Here is a 17,503-nt window from a genome sequence, read left to right as displayed (position 1 = left end):
CCGCCCTGAAAAAATCAGCGTTAGGTGGATATGGTATCGCCATGTTCCTCGGTGTTTGGTCTATCACGCTCCAATGAAGGGAGATTTAATAGATACCATGCCCAACCGTGTCGCTAAAAAGCGAGGTATCTATGCGGTCTACCCATTCACTTCTCAGCCACCAAAAAAGTACGTCTATTGATAGAACATATACCGCAATATTTCCTCTCTGTGAGTGAGTATTTTTAAAAAGGAAACCTTTTCTTACATATGAAGCCGCTTCAATCGGCTTCATCACAGGTCAAAAGCTTGTTTACAATCCCTCTATGGCCTTAACATGTGTACCACTATGCCAAATTGAGATTATTACCTACTACAAAGGCATATATGCTCTTAGAGGGGCAAACAGCAGACTAAAAGGAAAAAAAATGAATAAAGCACTCGTCGGGGGACTTTGTGCCTCACTCATATTGGGCCTCACTGCCTGCAATAATGAAGAAGCCGAAGTAAAGGCTCCAGAAACCGCTAAAACAGATACCGCTGTCGCCGTTGAAAAAGCCTTAAGTTCAGGAATAGACTTCAAAAATTTCGACAAATCAATTCGCCCACAAGATGACTTCTACAGCTATGTAAATGGGACTTGGCTTAAAAACACTGTGATCCCAGGTGACAGAACCAGCACAGGTGCTTTCTACGATCTACGAGAAAAGTCTCGTGATGATGTCAAAGCCATTATCGAAGAGGTTGCAGCCACACCAAACCTAGTTGCAGGTAGTGATGAGCAAAAAGTAGCCGACCTTTACCGTTCATTTATGGACACAGAGACACTGAATAAGCTTGGTACAAAACCGATCCAGAGTGAGTTAGATAAGATTGCAGCACTGAAAACCAAAGGCGATCTGGTTAACTACTTCGCTCATAGCCAGATCATTGGTGGCGGCACCCCACTGGCTTTCTACATAGGTGTTGACGCTAAAGACTCTAGCCGTTACGCAACCCATATTTGGCAGTACGGCTTGAGCTTGCCAGAGAAAGATTACTACTTCAATGAAGGCGAACGCTTCGTTAATATCCGTAAAGCCTATGTTGAGCATATCGAGAAGATGTTCACTTTAGCAGGTTTTGACAAGCCTAAAGCCAGTGCAGAGCAGATTTTAGCCCTTGAAACAGCCATCGCTGGTAAACATTGGGACGTTGTTGAAACACGTGACAGCACTAAGACCTATAACAAGATGACGATAGAAGAGCTTTCAGCTATGGCTCCTGATATCGACTGGAACGGTTACCTAACTACATTAGGCGTTGCAAAACAGCCTGATATCATCATCAATCAGCCAAGCTTTATTGAAGGCTTCAACGAAGTGTTAAAAGCTAACGACCTCGCGGCGTGGCAAACCTACATGAAATGGCAGCTTCTAACTCACTTTGCAGGAGAGATGACCGCTGAACTGGATAATGAGAACTTTGAGTTCTTCTCTAAGACCCTTAATGGTCAAGAGGAGCAGCAACCTCGCTGGAAGCGTGGCGTAAGCACTGTTAACAGTGTATTAGGCGAAGTGGTAGGCAAGGTTTATGTTAAACGTCACTTTACGCCTGAAGCTAAAACTCGCATGCAAGCTCTGGTTGAAAACCTTCGTGGCGCATACGGTGAGAGCATAGATGGTCTGACTTGGATGAGTGCAGATACTAAAGTTGCCGCCAGAGATAAACTCGCTAAGTTCGATCCGAAAATCGGCTATCCAGACAGATGGGAAGATTATGACAAACTGACCATTAAAGCTGACGATCTGATCGGTAACAATATCCGTGCAAATGAACTCGGCCATGAAAAAGAGCTTGAAAAACTAGCGGGTCCAATCCGTAAGTGGGAGTGGCATATGACGCCACAAACCGTGAACGCTTACTACAACCCAACCATGAATGAAATTGTGTTCCCAGCTGCAATCTTACAACCTCCTTTCTTCAATATGGAAGCGGATGATGCGGTAAACTATGGTGGCATTGGCGCGGTAATTGGACATGAGATGGGCCATGGGTTTGATGACCAAGGTGCTAAGTTTGATGGCGAAGGTAATATGCGCGATTGGTGGACTGAGAATGACCTCACAGAGTTTGCCGCTCGTGGTAAAGCACTGGTTGAGCAGTACAACGGTTATGCGGTATTTGATGACCTGCATGTGAATGGCGAACTCACGCTAGGTGAAAACATTGGTGATCTATCTGGTGTGACTATCGCTTATAAAGCTTACCAGCACTCACTCAATGGCAAAGAAGCCCCAGTGATCGATGGTTTAACCGGTGATGAGCGTTTCTTCATCGGCTTCACACAAATTTGGCGCGCTAAGATGAAAGAGGAGTCTATGCGTAACCGTGTGGCCACCGATCCACATTCACCCGCTAAGTTCCGCTCGCTAGGCGCCCTGTCAAACATGCCTCAGTTCTACAGCACCTATGATGTAAAAGAGGGGGATGCCATGTACATAGCTCCCGAAAAACGCGTCAAGATCTGGTAATAGATATTTTCTTTTAAAAGAGCGCTATAGGCGCTCTTTTTTTGCCTGTAACTTAAGGTAATCTCTCCATGAACAAACTTTAATTATCCGTTCAGCCGCGATTAAGGGGGGCACCTATAGATTGGTATATATACCCAAACAACTTCAAGATGCAGGACTCAGCATGTCGAGAAGTGACAGAGTTCAAGGCATGAAATAGTAGGACTAGTTATTCTAATTCAATATTTCATAACACAGAAAAATGTTGCCTCTCGCCTTGCCCTTCGGGAGTTCCCGTAGAATCCCTGCTCTGCGTTAGTGATATCAACAAGGGAATAACCATTATCCTCAATCACTGCCTTGTTCAGCTATCCTACGGGAGCTCTGAAACGAGCATCTTGAGGTGGCTTGGGTATAAAATAGTTAATGACCATTTGCATTCTTAACGAGTTTTGAGGTCCATCGTATGTTTATGAACAGTATGAACAAGTTATTTAGAACATTTTTCATCTTTCTGCTTCTCCTCTCTACCCGCACAGGCTTCGCGGCAACCCATGAATTCCAAAGCCAGATTAAAGAGAAGAGTGATAACTATGCCGTCAGGCAATCACTGCCAAAAAACCTCACTGGTCTGTATTCAATCTCCAGCCACCAGCAGCATACTCCCAGACAAACTAGCAGCGATCTTGATAGCTTATATTCGACAGCCCAACCAGCACAGAATGAACTCAACCACATCATCAATACCATCACTCAACAGGGCTCACTCAACGCATCCCTTCCCCCAATAAAAACCTATGAGAGAGCACTAAATAAGGTCACAACTAAGTTCGATGGTGATGCCAGTCAGCTCACCGATTTAGCTAGAGCCAGCATACTGGCCAATAATATTCACGACCTTATGCAAGCATACCAAACACTCAGTGAGCAGACTCAAGTACTACAAGTGAAAAACCGCTTTTCCTCCCCAAAAGAGTCAGGCTACCGAGATCTCAATACCCTGATCAAACTCCCTCAAACAGGCATGATTGTTGAAGTTCAGCTCCACCTCAATGAGATAGCTAAGATAAAAAGTGGTCCCGAACATAAGGCCTATGAAGAGATTCAGGAGATTGAAGCCTTAGCAAATGTAGAGAACAGACCATTATTTAACAGTGAAACAGCAAGGATCACCGAGCTGCGTCAAAGCTCTCACAAGCAGTACCATAAAGCTTGGCTGAATTATAAACGCATCGACAGTGCAGGTGTGCTCCCAATGGCGGCCTAGTCTCCCCTAGTCGAAAGCCTAAAGCACCTCAGGCTTTCGACCATTTATCCAACTAACAAATTTCACCAATTCAAGATATACTCCCCCTTTACTGATAGCTAAACTAGCGAAGAGACAATGCACGACATCATAGAGCAACTACAGGAAATGAGTGAAACCGTTCCTATTCCTTTAGAACTCCCAACATTTGATCAGCTCGTTATGGCCGAGGAGGAGATCTTGATGCCCCTTCCTGGCGAATTAAAGCAGTACCTACTCTACGCCAGTGATGTCATCTATGGCTCCCTAGAGCCTGTTACCGTGAGCGATCCTAACTCCCATACTTTCCTACCGGAAGTTACAGCTTATGCCTGGTCTATCGGCATGCCTCGTGAATACGTCGCCGTTTGTCAACAGGGCAACAGCTTCTATTGTATCGACCAAGAGGGGCAAATGCTGCTTTGGAACGAAGATGGCAGTGAGAGTGAGTACTGGGAATCCTTGTGGGAATGGGTAGAGCAAGTCTGGATGAAGAGCTAATTTCTTAGCAAGATAAACAGCAGGTTCTAGGTTCTAGGTTCTAGGTTCTAGGTTCTAGGTTCTAGGTTCTAGGTTCTAGGTTCTAGGTTCTAGGTTCTAGGTTCTAGGTTCTAGGTTCTAGGTTCTAGGTTCTAGGTTCTAGTAGATGATAAGTTTATCTATTCGCTTCAAGCTAGCGAAAAATCTAAATATTGGAAATACAATGTCAAAGAATATGGGCTTAAATGCCATTGAAATTAAATACCTGCGCTTATCTTTAGGCCTCACCACTGCACAAGTTGGAGAACTGAGCAAAGCAAGCGAAGAGGATGTGATCGCTTGGGAAGCAGGTGAGAAGCCAGTTTCAGGTTTAGCAGAGAAAAAGCTTATCGAAATTGATGAGACCATCGAGATGCAGGTGCTTAACACCTGTGATGGTATCGAAGAGCTCTTTAAAAAGGAGCCAAAGCGCCAACTTAGCTTTGTGGTCTACCCAACTCAGGCACTATACGCTCAGTATAATCCAGAGTTCTTAGGCGCCCTACCTCTTACCGAGCTCTATAACACCTCAGCTTGGCGCATTAAGAAAGAGTGTAAACTGATACTCGAGGTCGATGTCACTCTAGTGGCGTTAGAGGTGGAGAGTTATAAAGCTTACCGCGAAAAAGAGGGCTTAAAAGAGAGTCGAGAAAGTCGCGCTAAATGGGCTGCGACTCAGATCTAGTTTCGAGTTTCGAGTTTCGAGTTTCGAGTTTCGAGTTTCGAGTTTCGAGTTTCGAAAAGTATATAAGCGATACCAAAATGACAAATAAAAAAGCATCTTTCATCGATGCTTTTTTCGTTTCTAATAGATTAAGGTATGAGCGAGGAGCGTTACTCAGCCCCTGCGACCTCTTTTTCGAGGGCTTTGACCATCGTGGGTCTCGCTGTAACGCGATCGCGATATGCCGCTAACTTAGGCGGAATATCCTGCTCAAAACGTGTCGCCCACAACAGAGTATGCCCTAGTAAAATATCTGCCGCCGACAACTTATCTCCCAATAAGAAGTCACTGTCAGGTAACCAGTTTTCAGCAATGGCCGCAGCCTTATCAAACTCCCATTTTGCCACGGCAAACATACTCTGCTGACGTATCTCCTCTGGCAGCGCAAACTTATGTTTACCTATGGTCCAGAGCGGCTGTTCAAGCTCACAGATAATAAAACTCACCCACTGGTGATGCAGCGCACTGGCATCGCTTCCAAGAGTTGGTAATAGCTTTCTGTCACCATACTTTTCAGCCAAGTGCAGCACAATTGCTGCAGACTCTGTTACCACCAGATCATTATCCACTAAAGCAGGCACTTTTCCGCAAGGGTTTACCGCAAGGAAAGATTCACTACGGCTATCCCCCTTGGCAAAATTGATAAAATGGTACTGCCAATCCAGCCCCAGCTCCTCAAGCGTCCAAGATACACGCAGTGAACGGCTACGAGGTACACCATATAACTTAATCATTCTCACTCCTTCGACAATTAGTTTTCTATAAGCCTGTTGCCATTAAAACAAAAAAAGCGGCCCATGTGGGGCCGCTTAGTATTTAGTTACAGATTAAACATTAAACACGTTTAAAAGCTGTAGCTCGCCTGTAGATAAACAAATCTCCCTTGACCACTGTGTACTGAGGTCACATACCCCATAAAGTCGTGATAGGAGAAAGGTGGCTCTTCATCAAGTAGATTGGTCGCCCCCAATGTCAGCACAGTATCGGGTAACCCATAGTAGTTAACCGATGCATCAACCGTCATCATGGCATCAATATCAGGCATCCCGTCTTTTTGGACCGCTTCTTTCTGCTTAAACTCACCAATATAATTTAGACCTAGGTAAGATCTAAAATCAGTAATTGTCCAATCGACACCGGCAGTCCAACGTGCTTCAGGCTGCTCAAAATCTCCCTCTACAATATTGATCCTCTGTCCACCATCCGAGTCAGGACGCTTATCTTCATATTTCAGCATATAGTTCAATGCATAGCTAAACTTAAATTCGCCAGCACCGGTTTCAAGCAGGAAATTGGCATCCAGATCTAAACCAGTGGTCACTAAGTCGCCAATATTCTGGAATGAATCATAGATGGTCACCACCTCACCAGGATCATTTGGGATCGCTGATGGCAGACGCTCAACAACATTAGGATCATCACCAAAGTTACTGAAAACAAACTGAGTATCTGAATCGATAATATTTTCAATATCATAACTATAATAATCTAATGAGAAATTTAAATTATCGGTAATGTTATAGATAACCCCTAAGTTATAACTTGTGGACTCTTCCGGTCCTAAGTCCGGATTCCCCTCAAACACTGCTGTATATTCTTGAACTTCACAGGCTTTATTAATGTTTCCCACTGCATCACATCGCACGGTATCAACAAGTGATGGAGACTCATCCGTCCTCCCTAAGCCTAATTGAGCCAAAGAGGGCGCCCTAAATGCCGTACCCCATGAGCCCCTAAAAGAGAGATCTTCCAGTGGTGACCAAAGAAACGACACCTTAGGGTCGGTTGTTGTACCAAAGTCACTGTAATCCTCATGACGAAGGGCTAACTGTAGCTCCAGTGATTCAAATACCGGCACACCTAACTCGGCATAAAACGCGGTATTATCACGCTCTCCATTCGCTTGGGTCGCCTCGGTTCCAAATACCTCACCGCGCAAGAACTGATCATCGGGATTGTCACTGATAGTCTCTTCACGATACTCAATACCAAACGCCACCATAAGCTCACCCGCAGGCATCTCAAGCAGAGGGCCTGACAATTTTGCATCGAGTGAACGGTTGGTCGACTCGCCTACACGATTGGTAGTGGTCTCGATAAAATCTAACGCCTCTTGCGTATTTGTAGAAGGTTCAAACGGATTCCAACTGCCGTTATCAATCGCTTCCTGGGCGCGACGAGAGTTAGGGAAGCCATCAATACCGCGCTCCACCGATTTACTGTTGATATAACTAAACGCTGTCTCCCAATCCCACTCACCAAACTGGCCATTAAGGCCAATAACCGTACGATAATAATCAGATTCGACCTCTTTTAAGCGATTGCCAATATCTACCATACGTCGGCGCATGGTTAAATCTTGATTATAAAACTCATGGGTTGGCATATCAGCAAATGGGTGATTTGGATTATCGGCAGACATAAACAGCTCATTAAAGCTTGGGCTACCGGCACCTTTTACCGTCGTTTTTGAGCTTTGTCCGTTAAACTCAAGGAAACCACTAACATTATCGGTAATATCATATTTACCCATATAGTTAACGCTAAAACGCTTATTCTCTGGAACCATGGTCATAACAGGAGCATAATCATATCGGCATATGTTATCCACAGAGTCTATATCTTCAGGTGCACAAACATCATTCCCAAAGGTGTCTGGTAAACGAAAAACTTTTTCTGGATCTTCTGGACGTACAGCTAATTCAATTGTTCCAGGTATCCCAGAAGAACTCCGGAAACTTTTAGCAAAAGGATCATTTGGCCTTAATGCCGACTGATTGGCCGATTTGGAGTAATCTCGATCTCCATAAAGCAGCTCCTCACGATTAAAATAATCTAGAATAAAGGTGTGACTGCTCTTTTCTGTATGGCTTCCCCAAACTAGACTCGCACTCTCCTCTTTACCACCTCCTGCAGAGGTATCACCTATTCTTGCGGTTATTTCAGCGCCATCAATATCATCCCTTAGAATAATATTAATCACGCCCGCAATGGCATCAGAACCATAAGTTGCTGAAGCGCCATCTTTTAAAATATCAACACGTTTAATGGCCGAGACTGGAATATTATTAATATCAACAAAAGCGGTATCGATCCCTTTTGCAAATGGACTAACAGATACTCGTCTTCCATTAACAAGTATCAATGTGGAATCAGCGCCTAATCCGCGTAATGAAACACTTGAGCCACCATTGGCGGTGTCATCACTGCTATTTGCTTGTGTTGAGAAAGTACCTTGGCCTGAAATAGGAAGTTTAGAGAAAAGCCCGATTAAATCCGTGGCACCAGAGTTACTAATATCCTCTTCAGAAATAGAGGTAACCGGTGATGGCCCCTCCATATCTGTACGTTTAATATGTGAACCTGTTACCTCTATTCGTTCAACTTCTTCATCGGCTGCCATTATATTTGGAGCGTAAACGGCTGACACAGCCACTGCGCATAGACTTGGCAATGCTTGTAGTAATTTCATAATCATCCTCTGATTTAAGTTTTATATTTTTAGATTTATTATTTATGGTGATCTGACTACTACAAATTTCAGTCACATTACTCAAAGATCACAAAACCCAACCTAATGGCTAAATTAGTAAAGTCAAATAAATCAAAAGAGAGAAAATGTAAAATTTAATTAAGATGTACACTATGAATATTTATACAACCTCACTTCAAAAGACAAATTAATACTTTTGAATTAATCTTTTCTGCCTATATAGCTCTATATATTTTTGAAACAGGATATTTCAGAAATATATACATTGAAGATCTTGCGAAACATAAAAAAGAGTTCATAAATAGATAAATAGCCCCTTTAATCTTAATGAGAAGCGTGTCATATTCTGTGCCATTGACTCGACAGAGAACCTAAAGGCCCAATGGAAAAGTTGTATAGTCCAAACAGTAATCTCAATGCATCACTATTAACACGTTCTCGATATTTTTTGGCCGCGCTGGGGCCAGGGTTATTAATGGCAGCCGCTGCGATTGGCGCGTCACACTTAGTCTCATCAACGCGAGCAGGTGCAGAGTTTGGCTGGCAACTAGCTTGGGTTATTCTTGCTGTTAATCTACTTAAATACCCATTTTTTGCAGCAGGAGCTCGCTATACTGCCGCAACTGGAGAGAGCCTGCTTCATGGTTACTTAAAACAGGGGCGCGGTTATTTACTGCTCTTTAGTGGACTCAATACACTCGCTGCTATTGCCAGTACTGCAGGAGTCACTATGCTTACGGCGGCTATGTTGACGCTATTTATCCCCCTGTCTATCGATCTACTCGCCTTTATCGTATTGATTGCCAGTTTGACCATTCTGATCTTAGGCCACTATACCCTGCTCGATAAATTGACCAAGATAATCATGCTAGCGTTAACGGTTTCTACTTTGGCTGCTGTCGCCCTGGCTTTTAATATCCCTCCAGTGATTAATCCTGACTTTATCTCTCAATCCCCTTGGCAGTGGGCCAATATCGGCTTTTTAGTCGCCATGATGGGCTGGATGCCAGCCCCTATTGAGGTGAGTGTTTGGAACTCACTCTGGTTACTGGAGAAACAAAAGTCACAACTAATATCCAAAGAGCAGGCGATTTTTGATTTTAACTTTGGCTATCTGATCACAGCACTATTAGCCGTCACCTTCTTGGCCTTAGGCTCGCTTGTAATGCATGGTAGTGGTGAGCAGTTTTCACCATCTGGGGTTAAGTTTGCCAGCCAACTTATCACCTTATATAGCCAAGTGCTTGGTGAACAGACCCGCTACCTTATTGGTGCTGTCGCGCTTCTGTGTATCTTTAGCACCACAGTCACTGTTATAGACGGTTACAGTCGAACCTTAAACATGAGCTGGCAACTTCTGCGCAACCAGCAGTACTCAAACAGGCGCTTAACGATAATTATGCTCATGATCAGCGCTTTGGGACTCGCTATCGTATTGTTCTTTAAAGGTGCCCTACTGCCTTTACTTGAGATCGTAATGACACTGGCATTTATGACCACAATTGTATTTGCTTGGCTCAATTACAAGCTGATGACCAGTGATAAACTGCCTGAGCAAGATAGGTACGGAAAGAAAATGAAAGGCCTCTCTGCCTTAGGTATGTTTTATTTACTCAGTTTTGTCTGCTTGTTTATCTATTCGATAATCATTCAATAACCCAGCTTATCCGATAGGAATATTTGACTTAATGAACACGATTAAACTCACTGTGCTCTCAATGATACTGACGTTTTGTATAAACCATCATGTTTTTGCTCATGTTGAAAATGCTGACAAACGCAAAAAGCTCAATCCAACTGTAACCCAAAAAGTAGATTATCAATCGCTTATTGAATCCATGATAACAGACAGCCCGCAGCCATTTAGTGGAACTGTTTTATTGATGCAAAAGGGCAAAAAGCTTGTCTCTCTTTCTAAAGGAGATGGGATCACACAAGATTCAAGCTTTGTTTTGGCTTCACTGTCTAAGCAGATCACAGCAACACTGATCATGCAGGCTGTCGAGAGTGGTCGATTAACCTTAGATAGTCATCTCAACCAATATCTCAGCAATGACGATGAGCCCAAGCATTCATTAGATAACAAATTACCCCTCTCACAGGGTTATCATGAGGGGATCACTATCGCGCAGTTACTCACTCACACTTCTGGTATTAATACCCAAGGAAAACCCAACCTATTTGAGCCAGGAACTCGGTTTCAGTACTCAAACTTAGGTTACACTCTTTTAGGTCAAGTGCTGGAAAAAGTGAACAAGCTCAGCTTTTCAGAGCAGATATCTCAGTTCAACAAAAAATACAAACTCAGTGGCCTAGATGCCAAAACTGGTAGCATCGATAATATCCGCCAACATCTGCCCACTCTCTCACTAGGGTTAACTGAAACAGCAAAGGGGTTAAGTCAATCGGACCTGACAATCAACACCTCTTTAATTCCAGCTGGCGGAATAATCTCAACCACAAGGGCTTTCTCAGATTTTCAGCAAAAACTACATTCTGGACAATTGATCAGCCCGAAAAGCTATCAGTTAATGACAACACCTCACACTGAGATAACATTTCTCTGGCCAAATATGCACTACGGCTACGGTCTGCGTTTAAACTTTGATGATAACCTCACGGAATACAGCCATACTGGATATTTATCTGGCTATATGTCTATGACACTCTATTACCCACAATACAACTTAAGCTTAGTGATGCTAGAAAACCTCTCATTAAACCTTAACTATCTTGACCGAGTTTTTGAGCTGCATAATCAAATAAGAGCGGCCATTAGGCAGTCCCTTATCAACAGAAATAGTAAAGTGTGAAACCTTAAACACTCAAATACTGAATAGAGTTATCAAATAAATGCCAGAATAAAGTCAATTGTTCGCTATAATAGCCGCCAATGATGATTGCGCAGCCGCGCAATCGCGTAGAGAAAGAATGAAGACTTATGATTAACAATGATATTTTACGCCGTATTCGCTTCGTGTTTGATTACCAAAATGCAAAAATGATTAAAATTTTCGCTAAGGTAAAGCATGAAGTGTCTCAAGAACTTCTGATCGACATGCTCAAGAAAGAGTCAGAAGAGGGCTACCAACCATGTAACGACAAGACCATGTGTCTATTCTTAGATGGATTAATCATTGAAAAGCGTGGCCTAAGAGAGGGAGCAGAGATCCCTGAACCAGTCTCTCAAATCAACAACAACCTTATCTTTAAAAAGTTAAGAGTGGCACTTGAGATGCGCGAAGATGACATTATTAACACCTTAGCTTTAGCTGAGTTTAATATGTCTAAATCAGAGCTTGGTGCGCTATTTAGAAAGCCAGGCCACAAGCACTTTAAAGAGTGTGGCGATCAAGTTTTGCGTAACTTCCTTGCGGGGTTATCGCTAAAATATCGCGGTAAGTAACATATAAAGTAATACTTAAAAACACAGCCTAGGCTGTGTTTTTTTATCTCTATAAATTGTGGCGTTTAAAACAGATAGCTGAATAAAAAACATAAATAAATCACCTTCGAAAGGAGATCAAAGATCACATTTCATGCTAATCTTGCAGTACAAACAGCATCCTAAAAAACTAAAACATTATAAAGGTCACCAATGGACGATCATAAACGCCCGCTCTACCTTCCATTCGCTGGTCCCGCGATTCTCGAAGCTCCCCTCATTAACAAGGGCAGTGCATTTACCGATGAAGAGCGTGTATTTTTCAATCTTGAAGGCCTGCTTCCCCATGTCATTGAAACCATCGAAGAGCAAGCGTCCCGTGCCTATGATCAATACACCAACTTCACCAACGATCTCGACAGGCATATCTACCTAAGAAACATCCAAGATACCAACGAGACCCTCTATTACCGTTTAGTTCAAAATCACATTACAGAGATGATGCCGATCATCTACACGCCAACCGTAGGGATGGCCTGTGAGCGTTTCTCAAAGAACTATCGACGTAACCGTGGCTTGTTTATCTCATATCCTCATAAAGACCGTATCGAAGATATCCTGAATAACTCGACCCGTCAGAAGGTCAAAATTATTGTGGTCACCGACGGTGAGCGGATCTTAGGTCTAGGCGATCAAGGCATTGGCGGCATGGGGATCCCAATCGGTAAACTCTCACTTTACACTAGCTGTGGCGGTATAAGTCCAGCTTACACACTCCCTATCACTTTAGATGTGGGTACTGATAACCCTCACCTACTTGAAGATCCTATGTATATGGGCTGGCGTAACCAGCGTATAGGCGGAGAAGAGTATAAAGAGTTTGTTGAAGCCTTTATGCAGGCGGTTAATCGTCGCTGGCCTGATGCCCTTATTCAGTTTGAAGATTTCGCTCAGAAAAATGCAATGCCACTGCTTGAGCGCTATAAAGATCAGTACTGCTGCTTTAACGATGATATTCAGGGCACCGCCGCTGTAACCGTAGGCTCACTGCTTGCCGCTTGTAAAGCCGCAAAAAGCCAACTTTGTGAACAGCGAATCGCCTTTCTTGGTGCAGGCTCTGCTGGCTGTGGGATTGCAGAAGCAATTGTAGCGCAGATGGTATCGGAAGGGATTGATGAAGCTCAGGCACGCAGCCAAGTATTTATGGTTGACCGTTGGGGACTGTTGCAAGACAACATGCCTAACCTGCTCAACTTCCAAGAGAAGTTAGCCCAAAAAACGCAAGCCGTTAAAGACTGGACAATCGAGAACGGCAATATCAGCCTACTCGATGTAATGAACAATGCTAAGCCAACCGTACTTATCGGTGTATCTGGCGCGCCAGGACTCTTTAGTGAAGAGATCATCAAAGCGATGCATCAACACTGCCCTCGCCCAATTGTCTTCCCGCTGTCTAATCCAACAAGTCGCGTTGAAGCCACACCAAAAGATGTACTGCACTGGACAAACGGCCAAGCTTTAGTTGCCACAGGTAGCCCGTTCGAGCCTGTCGCGCTTAATGGCGAGACCTTCGAAATCGCCCAGTGTAATAACAGTTACATCTTCCCAGGTATAGGCCTAGGTGTGCTGTCAGCTGGTGCAAAACGTGTCAGTGATGAGATGCTAATGGCATCAAGCCGCGCCTTAGCCGAATGCTCACCACTTGCTCTAAATGGTGAAGGCCCGCTACTGCCGCCACTCGAAGAGATCCACCAAGTCAGTAAGCATATCGCTTTTGCCGTCGCTAAAGTTGCAGTCGAACAGGGACACGCTCTCCCCTGTACCGATGAGTTACTCGCACAATCAATCGAGAACAACTTCTGGACAGCAGAGTATCGACGTTACAAGAGAACCTCTTTCTAACGAGAGCGCTAACTCGCCATCCTGAACTTGTTTCAGGACTCAAGTTTCGAGTTTCGAGTTTCGAGTTTCGAGTTTCGAGTTTCGAAAAATAATAAAGCGACCACTTTAAACTGGTCGCTTTTTTTCGCCTTCGAATGAAGGCTGATTACATTTTCTATGTGTTAACTTCTATCTGAATTGGTATTTGGAGGGAGGTTCTAAATCGATCCTTCATTCTGATCTATCGCTGGCAGCGTGCTTATGTGTAGATACTTCTACGAGACGCCACTAGAACATCCCTGTGGGCTTTACGGCAGCTTCCATGCTGCCAAAACTCGTAGCCGCACCTACACCTGCTGACTTTAAGCAAGAGTATCTCTTCGATTTTGACTTATTCTGAGTAAATCGCACCACATCACAAATATGCAAATTCTGACTTTTATTATCAGCGGAGTCAGGAAATACTTCATAACGCATTGAGCAAGCAAGAATTTTAGGTTACTTTTCTAGTGTAAAATTTACTCGGCTAACTGTTCTTATTCGGAGTTCAGCCTAATACGCTGTTAAGGAGATAGATGTGAATCATAATACAATGACACTAATCGGTATTCAGCAAATAATCCTTGACGAGTGTCTTCGTGCATTATTTTACACAAGGAAGTATCAAACCCTAGATAAAACTGACTTCAATAAAACTTGTAACGCGTGTTTTACCAAAACACTAATAATTCAATGGTGCCAAATATTTGGAAGCAGAAAAGAACAAGTTCACTGGTCTAAGCTACAGTTACCAACTGGTTATCCAAAATTTGGACAAGAAATTATTCTAAGCTCTAATGGACTATCTGCTGCTGAATGGAAGAGTTATCATAATAAAATGACAACTATCAGGAATAAGTTCTTTGCACACTTCGATTTAGACCAGTTGCGTGGGAATATCCCATGTTTCGAGCCTGCATTGAGCGTATTATTAGCATATCGACAATACTTAATTGATATCATTGAGCATTCTAATAAACAAGGTCAGATGGTTAATAGAAACTTCTTTGATAATGATGTATTGATAGAAAAGATTAAGGAGGAGTTGGCTTGGTAAATTTCCTTAACAAAAATAATCAGGCTGCTTATTTCACTCGCCGGACTGGCCTATGGTCAGCCCGCTGTTACTGCCGTTAGTGTTCAAGGAATGAATTTTGGCAACAAGTTTTATAAGTGAGCATTCTGCTGAGTTTATACTGGTTCCCGCCATGAAAGCTCTCTTAGAAAAGAAATTCTCAGTTGTAGTGCCAATATTTCCATGGCTTTCAAGAGAATTTGGTAATCGTGCAAAATCCACACATGGATTTTCAGGTTTTAATGTACTAGCTCTTTTTCCTAGAAGGCCAAAAATATCTGATAATGATGAGGTGCTGGTAACTGTAAATGGTGAATTATCTGTTTATAAAGAAATTGGCCTTGAACACGGTATAACTGTTATTGCTGGATGCCCTGTAGCTACAAATCTTTGGGAGTTTGCTTCATGCAATGAATTTGCTTGGCTCGATATAGATGACGCTTATGGGTATTTAGAGAGTATTGATTCATTGGCTGGCAAGCGATTAACGGACGAAGAAATTCTTGCTACTGTTTCAAAAAGCGAAGTTCACTCAATGGATACTTTAGAGGCGTTTATTCGAGATACCCGATATGTGTTGCCAGCAGGCTTCTTTGGCACAAGATATAAGCCTGTATACTTTCTCGTAGCACAACACTAACAAGTTTATCAAATGTTGTTACGGCCACAAAAACACGTAGCCTCCACTGGACGCACAAAAAGCTGCGTGCCGTTTATAAAAGCGTTAGTTTTATATCTAAATTATTTAGGCTCTAAATGTACAATATGCAAAAACCTTACTCGATAGAAGAGTTAAAAGAAAAAATAGAAACGTATCAAGGGTATGCTGATTATTTTTCAGATCCTGTATTTTCTACCCATAAAGAATGGAACGGTGTTGATTTTCATCTTTTTGTAAAAAATGCCCTTGAAGATGCTAAAGAATACATCTCTGACAAAGGGTTGAATTTAGGCCACAAAGGAGCACCTCTAGGAAGAGTCTCTGATATTCTTAACTCCTATGAACAATATTCGGAAGTCGTAATGCTTGGGTTGAAAGGTAAGAGGTCTTCAGCTTATAAGGTTTTTGATAAAAATATAGCTCCCAAGTTAACCTTTGCTTTTAAAACATTCAGAAATATGCCTGGAGATCCAAGGTTTGATAGAGAAAGTATATCTCATGGCTATAGAATAAGAACAGGTGAAGATAGTTATAACGCGAATTATTCTCGTAAGGACTTGTTTCACATTCCATTTGAGTTAAATCATTTGATTGGTAATAATAGGTTCAGCCTTTCAGGCTTCCCATGTCTTTATATGGCAAATTCAGTTTATGGCGCTTGGGAAGAGCTTAATAGACCCAATATAGATAAATGTTTCGTATCAAAATTTGACCTGACAAAACTAAGTTTTATTGACCTGTCAATGGTGCCTTCTGAAATCACTTCTAGATTAAAGAACCATATAACTTTTTTGAAGAAGCAAACGAAACCACTACCAGCAGAGTATGTTGAAACATTCGAACATCTCCTAGTTGACTACTTATATATTTGGCCTGCAATTCTATGTTGTTCTTTCAAAGTAAAAAATGATTCAACATTTAAACCTGAATATATATTTCCTCAACTTTTTTTAGAGTGGCTCGTTTCTACCGAGTATAGCCTCTATGATGGTATAAGATTTCTATCAACCAAGTCATTAGCACTAGATAGCCACATCGATATTAATGCTCAAAGCTTAGCCAAAAACTATGTGATCCCTGCAAGGCAGTATAATAGTTCAGGGTTTTGTAGTGAGTATGTGAACAAAATAATGCTTACTGAGCCAGTTAATTATGCATTTCATACTTTGTTTGGCAACAAAGGAAAAGAAAAATCATCTGAGTCGGAATCTAAGTACACTGATACGGTATTTGGTGAACTGGAAGAGATACTTGCAGACAAAGAACTATGTAAAGTGGATGCATAAAACTAACATATAAGGACGCGGCTGCGCGGGCCTATCCTTATACGTTAGGTATTTTAGTGAGAACCAAAAGCTCAATTATGTATTACCCAAAAGTTATCATTAATAAAAATAACTAAGACGCCCACAATTGAGAGCCGTTTGGGGTCAGAGTAAAATAAGCAAAGTTATCTATATTGTCTTGTTATTAAATATAGAAGTCAACTGAGCTCAGCCCCTTAAGCACTACTGGAATGTTGAATGAACTAAGGTACTTTATCTAATCAATGTTAGGTTTACTTGGGTGATTACTCTAGCTTATTTTAGTCCAAAATCAGTTACAACAAAGCCTAATTCGAAGAGATAAACACTCAGGTGTAGATGCGGCAGTGAGCTTCGATGACAAGGCGAGGTATCGCAAAGTGATACTCTTTGAGCGAGAGATAGGGATATCGAACTGGCCGTTAAACATGGATGTTGTTTGTCACGGCAGAGCCCACAGGGCAGAAAATGTTCCAGACATTTTTTCTGCATTTCCTCCATCCTTGGAGGTCAGATATACTCGCGTCGTCTCACTGAAGTATCTGCGCGAAAGCCTGCTGCAAGCAATAGAAATCAATATAGGCAAGGTATTCGGAGTATTGCCAAACACTAACCCCGCCAAATGAACCCAATACAAAAGATATTTGAAACTTGCTATCAGGCAAG

General features: G+C 42.5%; 13 protein-coding genes. 11 read left to right on the top strand and 2 right to left on the bottom strand.

Going from position 1 to position 17,503, the window contains the following annotated elements:
- The first annotated feature begins 407 nt into the window (after positions 1-407).
- From SWOO_RS04650 to SWOO_RS04635, 4 genes are all read left to right on the top strand, one after another.
- The gene (locus SWOO_RS04650; RefSeq protein WP_012323552.1) at positions 408-2,492 is read left to right on the top strand and encodes a M13 family metallopeptidase; all 2,085 of its coding nucleotides are present in this window, start codon (positions 408-410) and stop codon (positions 2,490-2,492) included.
- Between the two features lie 460 nt (positions 2,493-2,952).
- A complete protein-coding gene (locus SWOO_RS04645) occupies positions 2,953-3,738 on the top strand; it encodes a nucleotidyltransferase family protein (protein ID WP_041417972.1) in 786 nt (261 codons plus the stop codon).
- A gap of 117 nt (positions 3,739-3,855) precedes the next feature.
- Positions 3,856-4,257 (top strand): SMI1/KNR4 family protein, encoded by a 402-nt coding sequence (locus tag SWOO_RS04640; RefSeq protein WP_012323550.1) that lies wholly within the window; start codon positions 3,856-3,858, stop codon positions 4,255-4,257.
- A gap of 202 nt (positions 4,258-4,459) precedes the next feature.
- Positions 4,460-4,960 (top strand): DUF4447 family protein, encoded by a 501-nt coding sequence (locus SWOO_RS04635; protein WP_041417493.1) that lies wholly within the window; start codon positions 4,460-4,462, stop codon positions 4,958-4,960.
- A gap of 149 nt (positions 4,961-5,109) precedes the next feature.
- Here the strand turns inward: SWOO_RS04635 and SWOO_RS04630 are convergent, their stop codons facing one another.
- Together SWOO_RS04630 and SWOO_RS04625 are read right to left on the bottom strand one after the other, a co-directional pair.
- Positions 5,110-5,733, bottom strand: a complete 624-nt coding sequence (locus SWOO_RS04630; protein WP_012323548.1) for a glutathione S-transferase family protein — start codon at positions 5,731-5,733, stop codon at positions 5,110-5,112.
- Positions 5,734-5,843: 110 nt separating this feature from the next.
- Entirely contained in the window at positions 5,844-8,471 is a 2,628-nt protein-coding gene (locus tag SWOO_RS04625; protein WP_012323547.1) for a TonB-dependent receptor plug domain-containing protein, read from the bottom strand.
- Positions 8,472-8,967: 496 nt separating this feature from the next.
- Between SWOO_RS04625 and SWOO_RS04620 the strand changes: the two genes are divergently transcribed.
- The 7 genes from SWOO_RS04620 (at position 8,968) to SWOO_RS04590 (ending at position 16,819) form a co-directional block, all read left to right on the top strand.
- Positions 8,968-10,149 carry an NRAMP family divalent metal transporter gene (locus SWOO_RS04620; protein WP_195742913.1) on the top strand — a complete coding sequence of 394 codons (1,182 nt, stop codon included), beginning with the start codon at positions 8,968-8,970 and terminating at the stop codon, positions 10,147-10,149.
- A 31-nt stretch (positions 10,150-10,180) separates the two neighbouring features.
- Positions 10,181-11,305, top strand: coding sequence for a serine hydrolase domain-containing protein (locus SWOO_RS04615; protein WP_012323545.1), 1,125 nt, complete (start codon positions 10,181-10,183; stop codon positions 11,303-11,305).
- Between the two features lie 128 nt (positions 11,306-11,433).
- Positions 11,434-11,898 carry a YehS family protein gene (locus SWOO_RS04610; protein ID WP_012323544.1) on the top strand — a complete coding sequence of 155 codons (465 nt, stop codon included), beginning with the start codon at positions 11,434-11,436 and terminating at the stop codon, positions 11,896-11,898.
- Between the two features lie 192 nt (positions 11,899-12,090).
- Positions 12,091-13,779: an NAD-dependent malic enzyme gene (locus SWOO_RS04605; RefSeq protein ID WP_012323543.1), complete on the top strand. Its 1,689-nt coding sequence runs from the start codon at positions 12,091-12,093 to the stop codon at positions 13,777-13,779.
- 556 nt (positions 13,780-14,335) lie between these two features.
- Complete coding sequence (locus tag SWOO_RS04600) at positions 14,336-14,854, top strand: hypothetical protein (protein WP_012323542.1); 519 nt, start codon at positions 14,336-14,338, stop codon at positions 14,852-14,854.
- A gap of 97 nt (positions 14,855-14,951) precedes the next feature.
- Positions 14,952-15,512, top strand: a complete 561-nt coding sequence (locus tag SWOO_RS04595) for a hypothetical protein (protein ID WP_012323541.1) — start codon at positions 14,952-14,954, stop codon at positions 15,510-15,512.
- A 116-nt stretch (positions 15,513-15,628) separates the two neighbouring features.
- Positions 15,629-16,819 carry an RES domain-containing protein gene (locus tag SWOO_RS04590; protein WP_012323540.1) on the top strand — a complete coding sequence of 397 codons (1,191 nt, stop codon included), beginning with the start codon at positions 15,629-15,631 and terminating at the stop codon, positions 16,817-16,819.
- Positions 16,820-17,503 lie beyond the last annotated feature (684 nt).

Origin of the sequence: Shewanella woodyi ATCC 51908, from assembly GCF_000019525.1 — a bacterium.
Lineage (GTDB): Bacteria > Pseudomonadota > Gammaproteobacteria > Enterobacterales > Shewanellaceae > Shewanella > Shewanella woodyi.
Note: the sequence above shows the minus strand (reverse complement) of the source record. Positions and strands in the feature narration are given on the sequence as shown.